We start from the raw sequence: 17,278 nt of genomic DNA on the forward strand, positions 1-17,278 counted from the left end.
CTTTTTAATAAGATATTACTTCATATTTTAATTTACAATAAATTCTTGTTAATAAAAAAATATACTACATCCAATATTTTTCCTTTGGTTCTTTTAAGTCTATATCCTCACAATTCAGAGTTTCACATAGTTCATAGATTTTACTTGCAAATAATATATCATGTATTGATAAACCTATATTGTAAGATACTATTCTTTCATCATCATTTTCTCTTCCTTGTGATTGTTTACTTAAAACATCATAAAACTCACATGAATACTTGTATTTATCTATATTTTCTAGATGTTTCAAATGATTATAATCATCTAAATATACTTTATCAAATAAATAATCTACATTTCCAAAACCCATAACATGTACAGGTAATAGTAATGCACCTTTTTTAAACCATTCAAATTCTGAAAGATATTCATCTGTATATGTAACAGTTGAAATTACCACATCTGAATCTACAATAAGTTCTTTATGTGTATCACATATATTAAAACTAAACTGGTCATTATCCTTATATTTTTGTACAAACAACTCTGCCTGGTCTTTATATCTAAGCAACTTTATATTTATATTCCTATTTTTAAGGGTATATAAAAGCATATTCATTATAGAAGAAGCAGTTACTCCTAGCCCCATAATAGCAATAGTCTTAAAGTCTTTTTTAGCAAAAGTATCAATCGCTAAAGCAGCCACAGCAGCAGTTCTAAAGGCTGTAATATAATTACCATCTAAAATGGCTTTTAGTTTAGCATTGTTCATATCATATAGAAATATATCTGAATTTAAACTTGGATTTCTTCCTGGCAATCTTGTAACCATTTTTATTCCACCAATCATATGATTATGATTTAAAGATGGCATTACATTGTAAAATACATGCCCTTGTTCTACCATACTTATTTTTGGTGGTAATTGACAATCTTTTTTTGTCAGAAATGATTCTTTTATCCACTCATATCCTTGCCTTTGAGAGATATTTAATGACATAATTTGCTCATGAGTTATTAACTTCATATATACCATGCTCCCTTATTTAAAAATTTTCTATCATATTCTCATTATTCTCATCAAGTATTTCTATCATTTCATGAATATATTTTTTCTTTATATTGGCATCAAATATATTATTTGCTATTCCATAAATCCTTCCACAATCTTGCCTCTCGTCTTCATATAACTCTATTGTATCTCCCTCTTTTACAAGCAACAAAATTTGAGTTACATAATCTAAGTTTTCTATTTTATCTATATTATTTATCTTCTTTATTGTTCCAGGTCTTATGTATATTGGTAATGCGTATACACACTTTGATAAATGCATATTATATTTTTTTATTTCATTAAAATCGATGTCATTATTCACACTAAAATTTGCAAATAGCCTTCCTATATCTAGATCTGTTATATGTGAAATTGCCAAATAATCACATCCTCCAGGTAATCTTGGCATAACTTCAGACACCTTTATTCCATCTGCACCCACTAGCATCTGAACATAAAATGGTCCATTCTTTATATTAAAAGCCTCTGTTATCTTTTGATATATCGACTTTATTTCTTCTTCATACTGAAAACAATACTTTGATGGATATAGTAATCTGTCTGGTTTTCCAGCTCTCCCTACATGTATATTTACAAGCTCTCTATCTCCGATATAAAATACATGTGACTCTCCATTGTAAACCCAAGCTAGTCCTTGTATTTCCTCACTTTCATAAAATTCCTCAATTATTACTTGTCCATTTTGTGAGATTTCCCTAGAATATTCAAATTTTTCTATTAACTCCTCCACATTTGATACAAAATATACACCTCTTGAACCATAACCATCAACAGGTTTTATTACAAGCGGAAAATTTAACCCTTGTATTTTTTCTAAATCTTTTAAACTTTCAAGAATACAATAATCAGTTGTAGGTATTCCATTGTTTTTAAAATATTTTTTCATAACAGCCTTATTAGTTACAGACTCAAGTTGATTGCAAGAAATCACACATGGTAAATTTAATTCATTTGCAATATAAACATATGGTTTCATTAAAGAATCTGTAAATCCAGTCAAAATTCCATCTATCTTTTTATCTATGGCTATATTTTTTATTTCATCAAAATCAAATACATCAACATCTATTGCTTCATCACAAACTTCTTTTGCAGGAGTATCAATTCTATTATCACAAACAATTGTGTATATTCCTTCTTTTTTAGCTGACATAACAATATTCTCAAAATACTTAATTGAGCCTAAAATCATTAATCTTTTCATATACAAACCTTCTTTATAAGTTAATTATTTTTCTGTAAAAGTTAAAATACTATAGATTTACTACAATCAAGAAATTCTATAAAGTATAAGTATTACTTATTTATATTTTTATAATATGTCCTATTGCAAACAGCACTTGAACCAAAACCTTCTTTAAATATAGCCAAACCTTCATCTAAATATTTTCCTCTATTTAGAGTACTAATTCCAAATGAAAAATATTTAAAGTTTCTATCTGAGGCATTTTTAATCAGATTATAGTTTAAAAATATCATTGGATAATATTTATTATATGCTGAATTTGATGCTAAGTATTGAGTATGGTAAACTCTTCCTTGAAAGTTAAATACCATACTACCACAAATCATAATATCACCAATATATACTGCATAAAATTCTACAATGTCTTTTAATCTATTATTTTTAAAGTCCAATAGTTCTTCTATTGAATGTATCAATTTAGCCCCTTTTCTATCTAAACAGTTAGATAATAATTCAAAAAAAGAGATTACATCTTTATCATCATACACTCTCTTAAAAATAAGATTGTTCTTTAAAGAATATTTAAAATCTCTTCTTTTACTATAACTAAAGTTACTTAATATATCTTCTTTATACTTATTTAGTTCTAAAAACATACTTAATTCATCATAAAACATATAACCATTCTTAAATAGAAAATACTCTAACAATGAAGCATCCTCTTTCCAAAATATTCTCGATGCATTTTTTAGAAATACTTTATTAAAATTTTCTTCTTGTAAATATAATTCTACTGTACTTGTAATAGCTTTTACATGCTTTATATCATTGAAATCATGACCTATTAAAATACCACCAAAGGTGCTACCTAAATGAGAAAAAAATATTTTTTCATCATTTTCATAAACTTCACATGCAGGTACAACTGCTATTATCTCTTTACCTTTATATATCATTAGTGAATGGTCAGAAAATTTGTCTTCTTTATGATAATTAATGAAATTTCGAGTTTGAAGGAATGTCCCATTTATAGATTTATTTTCTACAAAATAATCCCAATCCTCCTGAAAAAAATTTTCAAATTGTTTGATACAGATATTGTACATTTTATCACCTATAACTCTTTTTATTTTCTACTATATGACCATATAAGGCTACAAATAATTGATAGTTTTCAATTTCATCATTTTTATGTAAATTATACTTAACCTTATGATAATTAGCTTCATTATATATTTTGTCTATATAACTTTTTATTTCAACACAGTGTTTATCTATAACAAAATGTTTTATTTCTGATTGTTTTTCTTTTAGCTCATTCCTATCAAATTCATTAGTGTTATATCTTTTTATCATATCTATAACCTCTTTGATATTATTATAATCAAACTTATCTATAAAATCCCACATATTTGTAAAAATTGGTGAAACTTCGTTTTTGAATTTAACAGGAATTAAATCATATAAAATTGCATCTAATTTTGAAATATGACTTCCTACCATAAAAGATTCTAGATATATATCTGAGATTTTATAAAAATCATCTATCTCTTCCATAGTTCCAAAGCATAAAACTCTATCATTTGTAACACTATTTAATGTTTTCCAATAGATATTATTTGTATCAACTCCTACAACAATAATAATCGTGTCATCCGTATTTTCGATTATCATTTTAGCAATTTTAAAATAATTAATATCATTTACACTATTATACTTTCTTTCACTAGCAATAGTTAAAATTATTGTTACATCATCATCCAAATCATACTGCTTTCTAATTTCAGATTTTGAAAACAATTCTTTTTCTTTTAGTGGAATTGGTAATATTTCAGACTTCTCTATACCTCTTTTATTCAATGTAACTAATTGACTAACTTCACTAAAATCAATAACAACATCCGCAATACTTGCACCTAGCCAAAAAGCACTATCATAATGGTTAACATATAAAATAGGTATTTTCCCATCAATTCCAAAAGCTAGAACAGGTATTGTGTCCCACATATGAATATATAAAATAACTATATCAGCCCAATCGTAAGCTATTGTTCTTAAAGCTACAGCCCTTTCTAAATAGTCATCTGAAATTGAATCCAAAGATATAATTTCACCACCACTATCATTTACTGATTTTAATAACCAATCTGGCAATGTCTTTGATTGCCATGTAGTTACAATTGAATGAACAGAATCTTTATCACTATTGATCCAATTTTTAACTACTTTTGTATGACCACCTGTTGAGTATACTTCACTTAAAACATGTAATACTCTCTTTCTTTTGAAATCTTTTTTCTTAAATAATTTTATATTATTTACTTTTGGTAAATTATTGGCACATTCTAATAATGCCTTTTCACATTTTTCACAAGAATACAAACCAGTGTGATTAAAAACAGAAAAACGAGCAACTTTAGAAACAATGTCTAAAACAGTTCTATAATTCTTTAGTTTTAATTCTCTCTCAAGTTCATCTTTCATACAATCCACTACATACTTATTACTCTTAAGTATGGTACTTGCTTTATTCTTATCAAATTCATAAAAATTTTCTCTATGTAAATCAAGTTCTATGTACTCTTTTACAAATTTTATCCTATATTCATCATAGCCATTACTTATATTTGCTATTCCAGAATCATGCATACACCAAGGTTTATCTTGCTTTGGTATAATAACTTTATAGTTATTTTGATTGAATTCCATACTTTGTGACAAATCATAAAAATGCCATCCATCAAATTTATCTTCTCGCCATAATATATCATACTGAGTAATCATAATTAATCCATCTATAGCCATGACTGTATCAAAATCTCCTTCAAAGCTATTAAATTCATAAATATCCATTCTACCTGTATGACTATCATATACTTTTCCCACTTTATTATCAGAATCCCACCAAACTCCACTTACAGGTATGTCTTTCACTCCAGCTACACCAATCATTCCTACATCAATATTTTTATTAAATATATCTAAAATATCATATATAAAGTTTTTATTAATTATAAATGTATCTTGATGTAAATATACCTTATATTTAGCATCTACTTCTCTCATAGCTTTATTATAAGCAGATGCAATTGAATTAGCTCCTCTCAAAGCAATTGTTTCTATACTAAAATCTTTTGGAATATCTAAACTATTTATATATACAAGGCATTCCTCATAAAGTCTTTCATCATTTACACAGGTTATAAAACATATCTTTTCATTATTCATATTTCTTTCTTCCTTCAATAAAATAAAGTATATCTTGTATATCACTTTCACTCTGTACTTTCTCACTACTATTCTTAATTAAGTCATAGGCAATTTCAAATTCTTTTAAATCACACAATACAGTAGTTATATTGTATATTGTGTCAATATTATCTCTATCTATATTTAAAGCCATCATAAACATACTTATACTAAAATCACCCAGACCTCTATTAAATGCCTCAGCACCCAATCTATTTAGTATAGTTGTCTTATTTATTGAAAACATATCAACTAAATATTCAATATCATCAATAAAACATTGTTCAGTTATATTATAATTATCAAATATATAACTTAAATTATCATCCACATCTAACTCATTATCAATTCTCATTAAAGCATATTTTAAATTAACCATACTAACGCTAGAATATCTTCTAGTATCTACACAATTAGAAGCTTTTACTATATATTGATAACACTCATATTGTTCTCTCATATTTTCATGGCTTTCTTTACACATTGTATCGATGAATCTATTGTCATCCTCTGAAATCCTCATTCTAGTAGCACAAACACTATCTATTGTGTAATTACTATCATTAAACATTCTTATTATCTCATTTAATGTAAAAAATCTTAAGTGAGTCCTATCCAAAATTCCTGAATCAGTATATGTAAAATTACCTTGTACAATGTTTCTTAAAACGGATACATGCATAATATTTGGTATACTTGATATCAAATAACCATCCTTCTTTAGATATCTCTTTAGGTCATTGACTATCTTCCATGGATTAACTAAATGTTCAAGTACATCTCCCAATATTATATAATCGAAGAAATTTTTATTATAATCTAATTGTACTTTTTCTATATCTGCTATCAGTACCTCTCCAGTATTTTTTGCTAATTTACCTGCTGACTCACTTATTTCTATTCCATATATGGATGAATTTTTATATATATTTTTTATTTCTAAAAGAGTAGCTCCTACACCACAACCTATTTCTAAAACATTAATATTTTTCTCTACATTACAATCTATTTCAGAAATTAAGTCAGTTCGTATCATTCCACTGTATTCTGGATTAAAGCCCCATTTAGTCTCAAATTTTCTTCTATTAATATCCATTATATCTGTGTATTTATTACGATTTTCTTTAAAAGATACACTTCCAAAATGGTGTATAAAAGTATCCTGGCATAATAATAATTTGTATCCTTCTTCTAACATTCTAAAAGATAAATCATCATCTTCAAAATTTCCAGGTGTAAATAGCTCATCTAAAACACCTACATTATCTACTACAGATTTCTTTATTAACATACAAAAACCAACTAATTTAACTCTATATTTCCATGAATTGATGTTAGATTTATTTATTTCTTGAGCAAATATAAACATATCCTCAATTGATTTGTAATCCACATCAATTTGTTGATAATATGAGCATGCATTTGTTATTGGACCCACAGCTCCTATATTATCTTGTGACCATAAAGCTTTGTTCAAATTATAAAGCCAATTAGGAGTAACTATTACATCATTATTTAATAATAATATGTTTTCACCCTTAGCTAACTCAATACCTTGGTTGCACCCTTTTGGAAACCCTAAGTTTTTATTATTATATACAGATTTTATATCCGATTGTTCCTTTAGCCAATCCACTGTTCCATCAGAAGAGTTATTGTCAATTATTATTATTTCATATTTATTCTTTGGGGTAAATTTTCTAATACTTTCAATACATAATTTGGTATATTCTATTTGATTATATGTCAATATTATTATGCTTGTAAATTTTATATCTTCATTTGCACATGTATATTGCCAATCTTTTATTGTATTTTTAGATTTTTCATTAACTGTTATTGGTATGCTCATTCTCTAAGTCTCCTATTTTTAAATTTTTTAGGTATTCTATATTATATATGGTATCTTCATTTTCTACATCTAATGATAACGCCTTTTTTAACATAAAATCAGCTTTCTCAAGTTTATTTTCAAGCATATATAAAATCCCTTTTATATTTAAAATTTTGACATCATCTACAAATGTTTTTGAATAGTCTTCTACCAATAATTTCGCATCATTTATTTTGCCATTTTCAATCATATTTTCTATACTAATAATAAAGCTATCTTTTAATTCTTTAAATTCTTGACTTTCTTTTATATTTTCTTCTAATTCATTTATAAGTATTTTTATTATTTTGTTATAAAAAGGATATTCATTTAGTAATTTACTCATATTATTTATATATTCTAATTTTTCATTAGCATCATTTATTTTATTCTTAGTATCAAGTAGATTCTTAAATTCTATAGTAAATTTATCTAAATCATTACACACAAACTTTATTAATTCAAAATCACTTAGATTACTATATATGTATTTTATGTATTTATAAGAGTACATTATATAAAGATAAAAAATATCCTTATACTTTTCATCACTTAAACTAATATTTTCTAAAACTACTTTCGATATAACTTTATATACTCTTATCTTTTCTATTTCTGATGTGTTTGGACGACTAATTATGTACTTATATAATTCTAAATTAAAACTTCTTTCCAATGCTAAAAGATATTTTAGATATTTCTCTATCCAAACATATTCCATATCATAAAAAATATCTAGTAAATCAATTTCTTCTTCAAAAGCTATTTTTATAATACATGCATAAATTATTTCTTTCTCTTCATTTAGTATTTCTTTGCATGTATCTACAGATACATGTTTATTTGTTCTTATCTGATTTAAAAGTCCATAATTACCTTCAATATCACAAAAGCTTTTATATACAGCCTCTTTTTCATCATCTTTTATATTATTTATAAATTCTTCTATGTTTCTATAAAAACTATTTCTTTCAACTTTAGAATTTGAAATTTCCTTATAATAGTTTTTTATATCTTCAAATCTATTCAATTTATATAAGGACATAAATAAGCTAAAATACACATTCTTCTTTTTTTCTATATCTTCAATATTATTGTATTCTGAAACTAGAGACTCATATTTTTCAAGTTTATAATAGACCTTTATCAGTGTGATAACAGCTTCATCTCTAAGCCCTACAGTATCAGTATCAGAAAATAAACTATTTGCTTGTGTACTTATTTCATAATTATCTAATAAATAAAGATATCTTTTATACGAATCTATACTATTCTCATATTTACCTAAATCCACTTGTGCTTGTGCAATATAATAATATATATCAATATTATTCATGTCTTTTTTAATATACTTTAAACATAATTTTTCACACTTCTTATGTTTTCCTAAATATAAATATGTTTTTACAAGGCTTGTTATCAAGTAACCAGGTGCCGATTCTAGTTTAGAGTATAATTCATAAGACTTCTCAAGATAATCTAAAGCCTCTTGATATTTTCCTAATATAATAAAATTTTTTCCTAATTGATAATTTATATATGGAGAGCTCTCATTCTCTTTTAACTCTTCAAATAATAATTTTTCATTTCTTTTTACTTTGTTTAACCTTATTTCTTCATCTTCAAACAAATATCCATAATGTTCAAAGTCCGCAACATTATTAAATATAGGATTTTTGTACATTGGTTGTTCATGCACTTTACCATGGTATTTAAAATCAACATTTTTAAAAAGTCTCAGTACTGAACAATATCCATATGATTTTTTATCATATGAGTAAAGATTTTTTAATTGTATAGAGGCAGAGTTAAATTTTTTATCAAGTCCATCTTTAAAAAATCTTACAATAGTTGAAGAATCAATTAATATTTCATCTGCATCTAATATAAGTAACCATTCACCCTTGGCATAGGATATTGATATGTTTCTCATACTAGAAAAATCATTATTCCAATTATGAAAATATACATTCTCTGTGTATTTTCTAGATATTTTTATAGTATCATCTGTAGAACCTGTATCAATTATTATAAGTTCACTATCTATAGAATCTCTTAATTTGGTTAATGATTTTAAAGTTTTTTCAAGTATCTTTTCTTCATTTTTGACAATCATAACTATACTAAGTAACATATATATTTTCCTTTCAAAGCTATATTTTCTAAAAAAGAAAAGAGTAAAGCAAAGCCCTACTCTTCTTCTCTATCCAATATACAAAATTATTTTATCCTAATAATTGTAAAACTCCTTGTGGCTGTTGATTAGCTTGAGCAAGCATTGATTGTGATGCTTGAACTAATATATTCATTTTAGATAAGTTAACCATCTCTGAAGCAACATCTGTATCTCTTATTCTTGATTCAGCTGCTGTAACATTTTCTACAGTATTATTTAAGTTATTTTGAGTTGATTCTAGTCTGTTTTGTTGTGCCCCTAATTTTGCTCTTGATGTATTTAGATCTTTAAGAGCTACATCTAAGCTAGATACCATTTGTTTAGCTGCATCTGTTCCAGAAGTTCCATCCACATTCATACTTGCTATTGTAGAACTTGTTATTCCAGCTTTGCTCATTATACTTGCAGTATTTACTAATGCAACTTTTATTTCATTGTTGTTATTAGTTGTACCTGAAACGTTTGTTCCATAATTAGCTCCAACTTGTAATCTTATCTCTGTTGAACTTCCATCAAGTAACTTCTTACCATTAAACTCTATTGCACTTGATATTCTTTCAACTTCGTCTTTTAATTGTGATAACTCATCTGCTATCTTTTGTCTTTCTTCAACAGTATTAGTTTCATTTGAAGATTGTAATGATAAAGTTCTCATTCTTTGTAATATGTTTCCAGTTTCTTCTAATGCACCCTCTGCTGTTTGTACAACAGATATACCATCTTGAACGTTTCTTCCTGCTTGGTCTAGACCTTTTATTTGAGCTCTCATTTTCTCAGATATTGCAAGTCCTGCAGCATCATCAGCAGCTCTCTTTATTCTAACTCCAGAAGATAACTTCTCCATAGATTTACTTTGTGCACTTACGTTTCTTCCCATTTGATTGTTTGCTATTAAAGCACTTACATTTGTATTAACTCTCATTATTTTACCCTCCTTAGTATAGTTGACATCCTTGTCATTTCTACTTTTAACTTTTTATATTAATTCTTCATTTATATAATCGGACAAGTTAACCTATAACTTTATACTTTTTTATTAAAAATATTTACTTTTTCTCTATTTAAGCTATAATACATTGTGTTTACTTGCTTAGTAAGCTTGTACTCATGTAACTCTTTTTTTACTTCTGACAATTGTTCTTGTAAAGAGTTTCTTATTCTATCATCAATTGCAATTAATTCCATATCATTATAAAGTTGTATGAAATCATTTTTATCCACTTCACTTATACTGTTTATAATATTGTGTCTCTCATTTAATCTATTACTTATATTTTTATACTCCTCTTTTTCAATCAATTTTATAATCTGTAAAGATATATCTTTATATAAATTTATTTTTTCTTCTAATTTATCCATAACTAATTACCTTGTGCTTGTGAGAAATAGTTCATTTGAGAATTATATTGATTTAATAAAGACTCCAAAGCTGAATATTTAGCATAAAGTCTTTTCTCTTTATCATTCATTTTGTCAACTAGTCTATTTATATTTCTTTCCTGTTCTGCAATTTGTTTTGAATATACATTTTCACTAGCAGAAGCAGTTTTCTCTATACCTGCTTTTTTAGTCAATTTAGAAACTGAACTTCCAGTATAATCATATACAATATCTTTCAGCTTTTCAAACATTCCTTTATCATCATAATTTGAAGAATAACCCGCTAGTGTCTTGTATACTTTATCACTATCATCTATAAGAGCCTTTGAAAAAGCATCTGCATCAAATGATATTTGACCTTTTTTGTTGTAATTTTCACTTTCATTGATTCCTAGTTTTCTTAAAGTAGTAATATTTTTTCCATCTCCAAAAAATGCAGACCTAATATCTTCAACAAAAGCTCTTAACTCATCATCATTTCTAAGTATACCTTCTTTAGCTTTCTTTTCCCATTTTTCTATTTCTTCAGTTGTCATATCTTCTTTTTGGTCATCTGTAAGAGGCGGATAATCTTTTGGTTTTTTGGTAGTAACTAAACTATAGACCTTGTCCATCAATTTATTATAATCATCCACAAATGCCTTCATATTTTTAGTGGCTTCTTCAGTATCAGTAACAGAAGTCAGCTTTGCAGTTCCTTTTGAATTTACATTATAGTCAATATTATCTATATTAAATGAATTCTGTTCTTTACTTATATGTGTTACTCTTCCATGTTCATCAGTTACATCAGCTTCTAGATTTTTTCCATATACACTTGCCACTTTATTCCCACCAGCATCAGTTGCAAATGTGATACCATTATCATTAGCTATTTGCTGAGCTAAATTGTCATTTCCATTTACTTTTAAATCAATGTTTGATGACGAACCAGTCTGTTTTCTTGAAATAATCAGTTCACCTGTCATCTCACTATAAGAAGCCTTTATATCATTATCTGCACAAAGTGAGTTTATCTTACTTACAATAGTACTTGTAGTATCTTGTTCAGATATTGGTATATTTACGTCTCCTATAGTTAAAGAACTAGCTCCATTAGCATTTGGTGGAAACTGTTGAACAAGAGGAGTACTTGCGTTTAATTTAATAGTCACTTTTGCTGGTTCAGCCATTTGAGAAACTGCAAATTGGTAATTTATTTTATTTGCACCAGCTGAGCCTTTTGCTACTATAATACTTTCATCAGAACTATTTATTCTTGTAGCAGAATATGAGTTTTTATTTATTATACTGTTAGGAGAATCTATATTTAGATACTTAGCATAAAGATCTCTTGATTCTTGTATAACATTTCTATATATTTCTTGTTTCCATTTAACGATTTGTTGAGCCTGTTTTGCTTTATCAACTTTTTCCTTATCTCTAATCATACTAGCTTCTATTATACCTTCCATATCAAAATTTCCTGAAAGGCCTGTAACTCTTATAGGACTTATACTTGACATATATTTATCCCCCCATCCATAATTATACTTCTAATTTACTATAAACTTCATGCCATGTATCTCTAATCTGTTCTACTATTGGCAATATGTCATCAATTATTTTAATATCTTTATTTACATCAGCTCTTATTAATTCAGCTTTTATAAATTCATAAACCTTATACATATCCTTTGCCCATTGTCCTACATTTTGGTCTAATGTAGTCATTAATTCTGTAAATATATTTTGAACTCTCACAAGTTCACTATGTGCTTTCAAATAATCCTTATTTAAAAGTGCTACTCTTGATATATTAGTATATTCTACTGTAGCATCTACAAGCATTAATAGTAGTTCTTCTTTTGATAACTCATTTAGTTTATCTAAATTTAAATCCATTATTTATACCTACTTCTTTCTTCTTTACTTTTTTTATCAGCTTCATGCCATGTATCTTTAATTTGCTCTATTACAGGTAACACATTATCTATTATCTGAATGTCTTTTCTAATATTGGCTCTTGAAAGTTCATATCTTACAAAATCATAAACTTTGTACATATCTTTTGCCCATTGTCCTGCATTTTGGTCCAATGTAACCATTAATTCTGTAAATATATCCTGTACTCTTATAAGCTCTCTATGTGCTCTTTGTGTATTTTTATCTACAATAGCTCTTCTGGCTATTTTTGTATATTTTACTGCCCCATCAACAAGCATAAGCAACAATTGTTCTTTTGATGCCATAAAAACAGCATTTTGCTTATAAGAACTATAAGGGTTTTCTCCATACATATATTACTTCCTCCAAGAATTTTATTTTAATGATTTTAAAATTTTTATATTTTTATTTGTAGCCTTTATATTTTCACTCTTTACTTTCTCATATATTTCTTTTCTTAGTATATTTATATTGTTAGGAGCTGATATGGCTAGTTTGACATTATTTCCATCTACTCCTACAACTTTGACTTCTATGTTCTCTCCTATAAGTACTGCTTCATCTTTTTTCCTTGAAATGACTAGCATCCACCATCACCTCTCAGTAATGGATGCCTTATTGAATATTTCTCATCCTGTAAAATTATTTGCATTCCAAAATTATTTCTTACATTTATTACTATAGGAGCTTTCATGTTCACAGTTGATTCTTCAAGCGTCTGTCCAAGAGTGATTATGTTCAATAACATAATATCATTTGGAGATTTCACTTCTAGTTTTTCAATTGTATCTTGATTTAAGACTATCTCATATTCTTTAATAATTTCAAATGGTGATACAACAATAAATCCTATACAATCTTCCTCAGTAGAATTAAACTCTTTTAAAATATCATTATTTTCTATATCTAAAAGTTCATATTCTCTTAGATTTTCAAATCCTAGTATACCTTTTTTCAATGTAACTTTCATCATATATGCGTTATTTTACTATATGTAATCTAATATAGATACATTAAATAACTTTCCTCCTGTTTGTAGAGAAGCTTGATAAGTTAATTCTGCTGCCTTTAATTGAACAAGCTTTTCTCCATAATCTATCTCTTCATTTTGCGATAAAATATCCTTCAATTGTATCAAACTATCATCATTTTTTTCCTTCATAGCCTCTACTGTATTTGCTTTTGTACCATATATAGACCTAACATTTACTGTATTTTCTATTAGTTGTTCCATGTCACCTAAACAAGTTGTTGTCAGCTCTTTTATAGCATCAGCATCTGGATTTGCTAATTTTTTTGATATATTATTTAACTCTTTAAAGGGGTCAGCCTGTGTTGGGTCAAATCCAAGACTACTCAATTTAACATTATAATCTACACTTATTCCTTGAGCTATATCCATACTCAAAGAGTCATTTAATTTATTAAGATTTAGACTAGAATTAAACTTTAAACTCACTGAACCATCAGCATTATCTATACATTCAACAGGAGGTACACCTGTATTTGAACCTGAAAATATGTATTTTCCTTCATGTGTTGCATTTAAAGCATTTGCAATTTCTTTCATTTTTTCATTAGTTGAGTTGCTAAGAGTCTTTAGTTCATCCTCTGAATATGCACCATCACCACTTGCTACTAAATTTTTCTTTATATCTGACAACAACTTTCCAAGCTGATCTAATGAAGTATCAGTAGTCTCTAACCAACTTGCTGTATCTTTACAATTCTCAACATAAGTCTCCATAGTTTTTATTTCACTTTTTGAGTTCAATATTTTTATTGCTTTATATGGATTATCGGATAGTTTGTTTATTTCTTTTGTTGTATTAACTTGTCTATTAACCTTATCTAATCTTTGTAGATTATCTTGTAGCGAGTTTAGATAACTGCTAGACATCATACCTGTACTAACTCTCATTATAAATTCCCCCTTCTATTAAATTATTCCATTTATTACAACATCCAACAGTTGCACAGCTGTTGACATAACTTTTGCACTAGCTTGATAGGAACGTTGTACTTTTATAAGCTCTGTCATTTCTTCATCCAAAGATACACCAGAAACACTCATTCGTGAGCTATCAATATTATTTATAATTTTACGTTGATTCACTTCATCTTGATTCACCTTTTTAGAATCTAAACCTACTACTTCTGCAAAAGCTTTATAGTGGTCACTTATTGTACTTACTTTTCCACCAACTGCCCCAATATCTATTTTTTCATCTTTTAGCTTAGCAATCTTTGAAGCCTCATCAGCAGTAAGCTTTAATTCATTTGGGTTACTCTTTATAGCTGGATTTACCTTTATGATATCTTCACCAGCTACATTTGACGTTATAAAAAAATCTGTTACTGTTATTCCAGCAGATGTATTATAAACATCATTTATTTGTTTAGCTAATCCATCAGATACGTCTTTTAAATCGCTTTTATATGTATCAATCTTACCATGCATCTCAAACAAGCCTTGTAAGGTTCCTGATACACCTGTTTTCCAAGTTCCATCTGCATTTTTTAATTCATTAAGTTCTAATTTACCATCTGCAAGCATACTTTTAACATCACCATTTTCAAGGTCTAATTTAAAACTTAAGTCATCTAATATTCTATCTCTTTCATCAAGCAAATCATTTGGAGTAGAGCCAGAACCAGATATAACATCAATAGATTTATTCAAATCTTCAAGACTTTTTAACATGTCATTTATCTGTTTTATCTCAGAGTCTATATTATCATCTATATCTCCTTTTAACTTATCAAGTTTCTTATAACTCTCACTTATTAAAGTTGCTAGATTTGATGCATTTTCTACCACTAGACTTTTTTTACTATCACTATTGATATCTTTTGCTAATGATTCCCATCCTTTAAAAAAGTCGTCTATACCTGCAGATATACCATAATCTGATGGTTCATTTATTATAGTTTCTATAGTATTATAATAGTCATACTTTGAAACTGTATTACCATATTTATGAGCTTCTGCTCTAAATTGATAATCATAAAAACTATTTCTAGCCCTTGTTACATTTGTTACATGTACACCTGTACCTAATTGACCTCTTCCAATTGCATTGTTCAAACTAGGCATATACATCGGACTATTTGTGGCAAATTCTGTCCTTTGCCTAGAATAACCTTCTGTATCTAGATTACTTATATTATGAGAAATTGTCTGTATTGATTTTTGATGCGCATTCATTCCTGAATTAGCTGTATTTAAAATGGAAAATAATCCTGCCATATTTCTCCTCCCAATATTTATTTTCTAATATTTCCATAAGAATTATAAGTTGTAATTTGTTTATCAGCTGGTTTTATAAAATTAATCATTTTTTTCGTAAAAATAAGTTCTTTCTTTATTAGAGAATCATTTGATTCTTGTTGATTTTTAGCTAAAGCAATAATGTGCTTTAAGTCTGTATATATTTCTTTTAAATATTCATCATTACTATTTTCAACAACTTCACTCATTGAAATATCATCACTAAAAAGTTGTCTTCTCTTTATCTCTATAGATGCAAGTTCTCTACTAATATCTTCTAGCTTAGGATTTAACCTATTTAAATTTTCTATATCTTTTACAACTATATAATCAAATTGTTCTTTTAATAATTCCATCATATTACTAAGTATCTTTTTTTCTTCATATATTATAACTTTTAAGTCTGCAATCATGACTTTATCCTCGCATATCCTCTATCATTTTTTTCGCAATTTCTTCTGGTTTTATTTTGTAAGTTCCATTTTCCAATGCATTTTTTATTTCATCGATTTTTTTATTTCTAATAGTCTCATCACTCATATTTGATACACTTGCCATTTCCTTTGCAAATTTAGATAGCTCTATCTTGTCTGTTTTACTAGTTTTTTGAACCTCTTCCACTTTTTTTACACCTGATGTATTCTTTAAATAATTATTCACTACAATATTTGAACTTACATTTTTAATATCCATAGTTTCACCTCCAAAATTACATACTTATAATTTAGTTATCGCTCAGAAAACAAAAACATTTATATGATTCAAGCATATTTTAAATTTTTTATAAAAATATCCCCTTAGCTAAACTCATACAGAATAGCCTAAAGGGATACTATTTAAAATGCTAATTTATATCTGAATCTTCTATTTTAGATAATCTTACAGATAATTTCTCATTTGTAATAATGCTTTCTCCATAAGCAAACAATCTATCATTTGCATATATATCTAATTTTTCATCCACATTCTTATTTAGTTTTATTATAGAGCCTTCTTTTAAATCTAATATTTTTTTTATTGTTTCTGTTGTGTTTCCTATAGAAACAGCTACGTTTACTTTTGCATTAAAAACATTTTGATTTTCTTCTATAACACCAGTCTTTTCTTCTATTAGTTGCCCAAAATTCAATTCATATATATCCTCTTTTTTGCTATTCATA

General features: G+C 27.0%; 18 protein-coding genes. All 18 read right to left on the reverse strand.

From position 1 onward, the window contains the following. Positions 1-64 precede the first annotated feature (64 nt). Complete coding sequence (locus KGF52_RS04770; RefSeq protein WP_227839301.1) at positions 65-1,009, reverse strand: ornithine cyclodeaminase; 945 nt, start codon at positions 1,007-1,009, stop codon at positions 65-67. 19 nt (positions 1,010-1,028) lie between these two features. Continuing rightward, on the reverse strand, positions 1,029-2,261 hold the full coding sequence (locus KGF52_RS04775) for an ATP-grasp domain-containing protein (protein WP_227839302.1): 1,233 nt from the start codon (positions 2,259-2,261) through the stop codon (positions 1,029-1,031). Positions 2,262-2,353: 92 nt separating this feature from the next. After that, positions 2,354-3,349 carry a peptidoglycan bridge formation glycyltransferase FemA/FemB family protein gene (locus KGF52_RS04780; protein ID WP_227839303.1) on the reverse strand — a complete coding sequence of 332 codons (996 nt, stop codon included), beginning with the start codon at positions 3,347-3,349 and terminating at the stop codon, positions 2,354-2,356. 4 nt (positions 3,350-3,353) lie between these two features. Beyond that, positions 3,354-5,471 (reverse strand): glycosyltransferase family protein, encoded by a 2,118-nt coding sequence (locus KGF52_RS04785; RefSeq protein ID WP_227839304.1) that lies wholly within the window; start codon positions 5,469-5,471, stop codon positions 3,354-3,356. Continuing rightward, on the reverse strand, positions 5,464-7,344 hold the full coding sequence (locus KGF52_RS04790; RefSeq protein WP_227839305.1) for a bifunctional glycosyltransferase family 2 protein/class I SAM-dependent methyltransferase: 1,881 nt from the start codon (positions 7,342-7,344) through the stop codon (positions 5,464-5,466). The genes KGF52_RS04785 and KGF52_RS04790 overlap by 8 nt, the downstream gene beginning before the upstream one ends. Further along, a complete protein-coding gene (locus KGF52_RS04795; RefSeq protein WP_227839306.1) occupies positions 7,322-9,499 on the reverse strand; it encodes a glycosyltransferase in 2,178 nt (725 codons plus the stop codon). Before KGF52_RS04795 ends, KGF52_RS04790 begins: the two co-directional genes overlap by 23 nt. Before the next feature lie 91 nt (positions 9,500-9,590). Further along, entirely contained in the window at positions 9,591-10,463 is an 873-nt protein-coding gene (locus KGF52_RS04800) for a flagellin (RefSeq protein ID WP_227839307.1), read from the reverse strand. Between the two features lie 101 nt (positions 10,464-10,564). Continuing rightward, complete coding sequence (locus KGF52_RS04805; RefSeq protein ID WP_227839308.1) at positions 10,565-10,900, reverse strand: flagellar protein FliT; 336 nt, start codon at positions 10,898-10,900, stop codon at positions 10,565-10,567. Positions 10,901-10,902: 2 nt separating this feature from the next. Further along, positions 10,903-12,426 carry a flagellar filament capping protein FliD gene (gene fliD / locus KGF52_RS04810; protein ID WP_227839309.1) on the reverse strand — a complete coding sequence of 508 codons (1,524 nt, stop codon included), beginning with the start codon at positions 12,424-12,426 and terminating at the stop codon, positions 10,903-10,905. Between the two features lie 22 nt (positions 12,427-12,448). Next, on the reverse strand, positions 12,449-12,805 hold the full coding sequence (gene fliS / locus KGF52_RS04815) for a flagellar export chaperone FliS (protein WP_227839310.1): 357 nt from the start codon (positions 12,803-12,805) through the stop codon (positions 12,449-12,451). Then, positions 12,805-13,200 carry a flagellar export chaperone FliS gene (gene fliS / locus KGF52_RS04820; protein ID WP_227839311.1) on the reverse strand — a complete coding sequence of 132 codons (396 nt, stop codon included), beginning with the start codon at positions 13,198-13,200 and terminating at the stop codon, positions 12,805-12,807. The genes fliS (KGF52_RS04815) and fliS (KGF52_RS04820) overlap by 1 nt, the downstream gene beginning before the upstream one ends. A gap of 21 nt (positions 13,201-13,221) precedes the next feature. After that, on the reverse strand, positions 13,222-13,434 hold the full coding sequence (gene csrA / locus KGF52_RS04825) for a carbon storage regulator CsrA (RefSeq protein WP_095892764.1): 213 nt from the start codon (positions 13,432-13,434) through the stop codon (positions 13,222-13,224). Beyond that, a complete protein-coding gene (gene fliW / locus KGF52_RS04830; RefSeq protein WP_227839312.1) occupies positions 13,428-13,820 on the reverse strand; it encodes a flagellar assembly protein FliW in 393 nt (130 codons plus the stop codon). The genes csrA and fliW overlap by 7 nt, the downstream gene beginning before the upstream one ends. 15 nt (positions 13,821-13,835) lie before the next feature. Next, the gene (locus tag KGF52_RS04835; protein ID WP_227839313.1) at positions 13,836-14,768 is read right to left on the reverse strand and encodes a flagellar hook-associated protein 3; all 933 of its coding nucleotides are present in this window, start codon (positions 14,766-14,768) and stop codon (positions 13,836-13,838) included. A gap of 18 nt (positions 14,769-14,786) precedes the next feature. Further along, complete coding sequence (gene flgK / locus KGF52_RS04840; protein ID WP_227839314.1) at positions 14,787-16,097, reverse strand: flagellar hook-associated protein FlgK; 1,311 nt, start codon at positions 16,095-16,097, stop codon at positions 14,787-14,789. A gap of 17 nt (positions 16,098-16,114) precedes the next feature. Continuing rightward, the gene (locus tag KGF52_RS04845; RefSeq protein ID WP_227839315.1) at positions 16,115-16,531 is read right to left on the reverse strand and encodes a flagellar protein FlgN; all 417 of its coding nucleotides are present in this window, start codon (positions 16,529-16,531) and stop codon (positions 16,115-16,117) included. A 4-nt stretch (positions 16,532-16,535) separates the two neighbouring features. Then, a complete protein-coding gene (flgM, locus tag KGF52_RS04850) occupies positions 16,536-16,811 on the reverse strand; it encodes a flagellar biosynthesis anti-sigma factor FlgM (RefSeq protein WP_227839316.1) in 276 nt (91 codons plus the stop codon). A 151-nt stretch (positions 16,812-16,962) separates the two neighbouring features. After that, positions 16,963-17,277: a FliM/FliN family flagellar motor switch protein gene (locus tag KGF52_RS04855; RefSeq protein WP_227452094.1), complete on the reverse strand. Its 315-nt coding sequence runs from the start codon at positions 17,275-17,277 to the stop codon at positions 16,963-16,965. Position 17,278: the final 1 nt, after the last annotated feature.

The sequence above is a fragment of the Clostridioides sp. ZZV15-6597 genome (genome assembly GCF_020657815.1).
GTDB lineage: Bacteria > Bacillota > Clostridia > Peptostreptococcales > Peptostreptococcaceae > Clostridioides.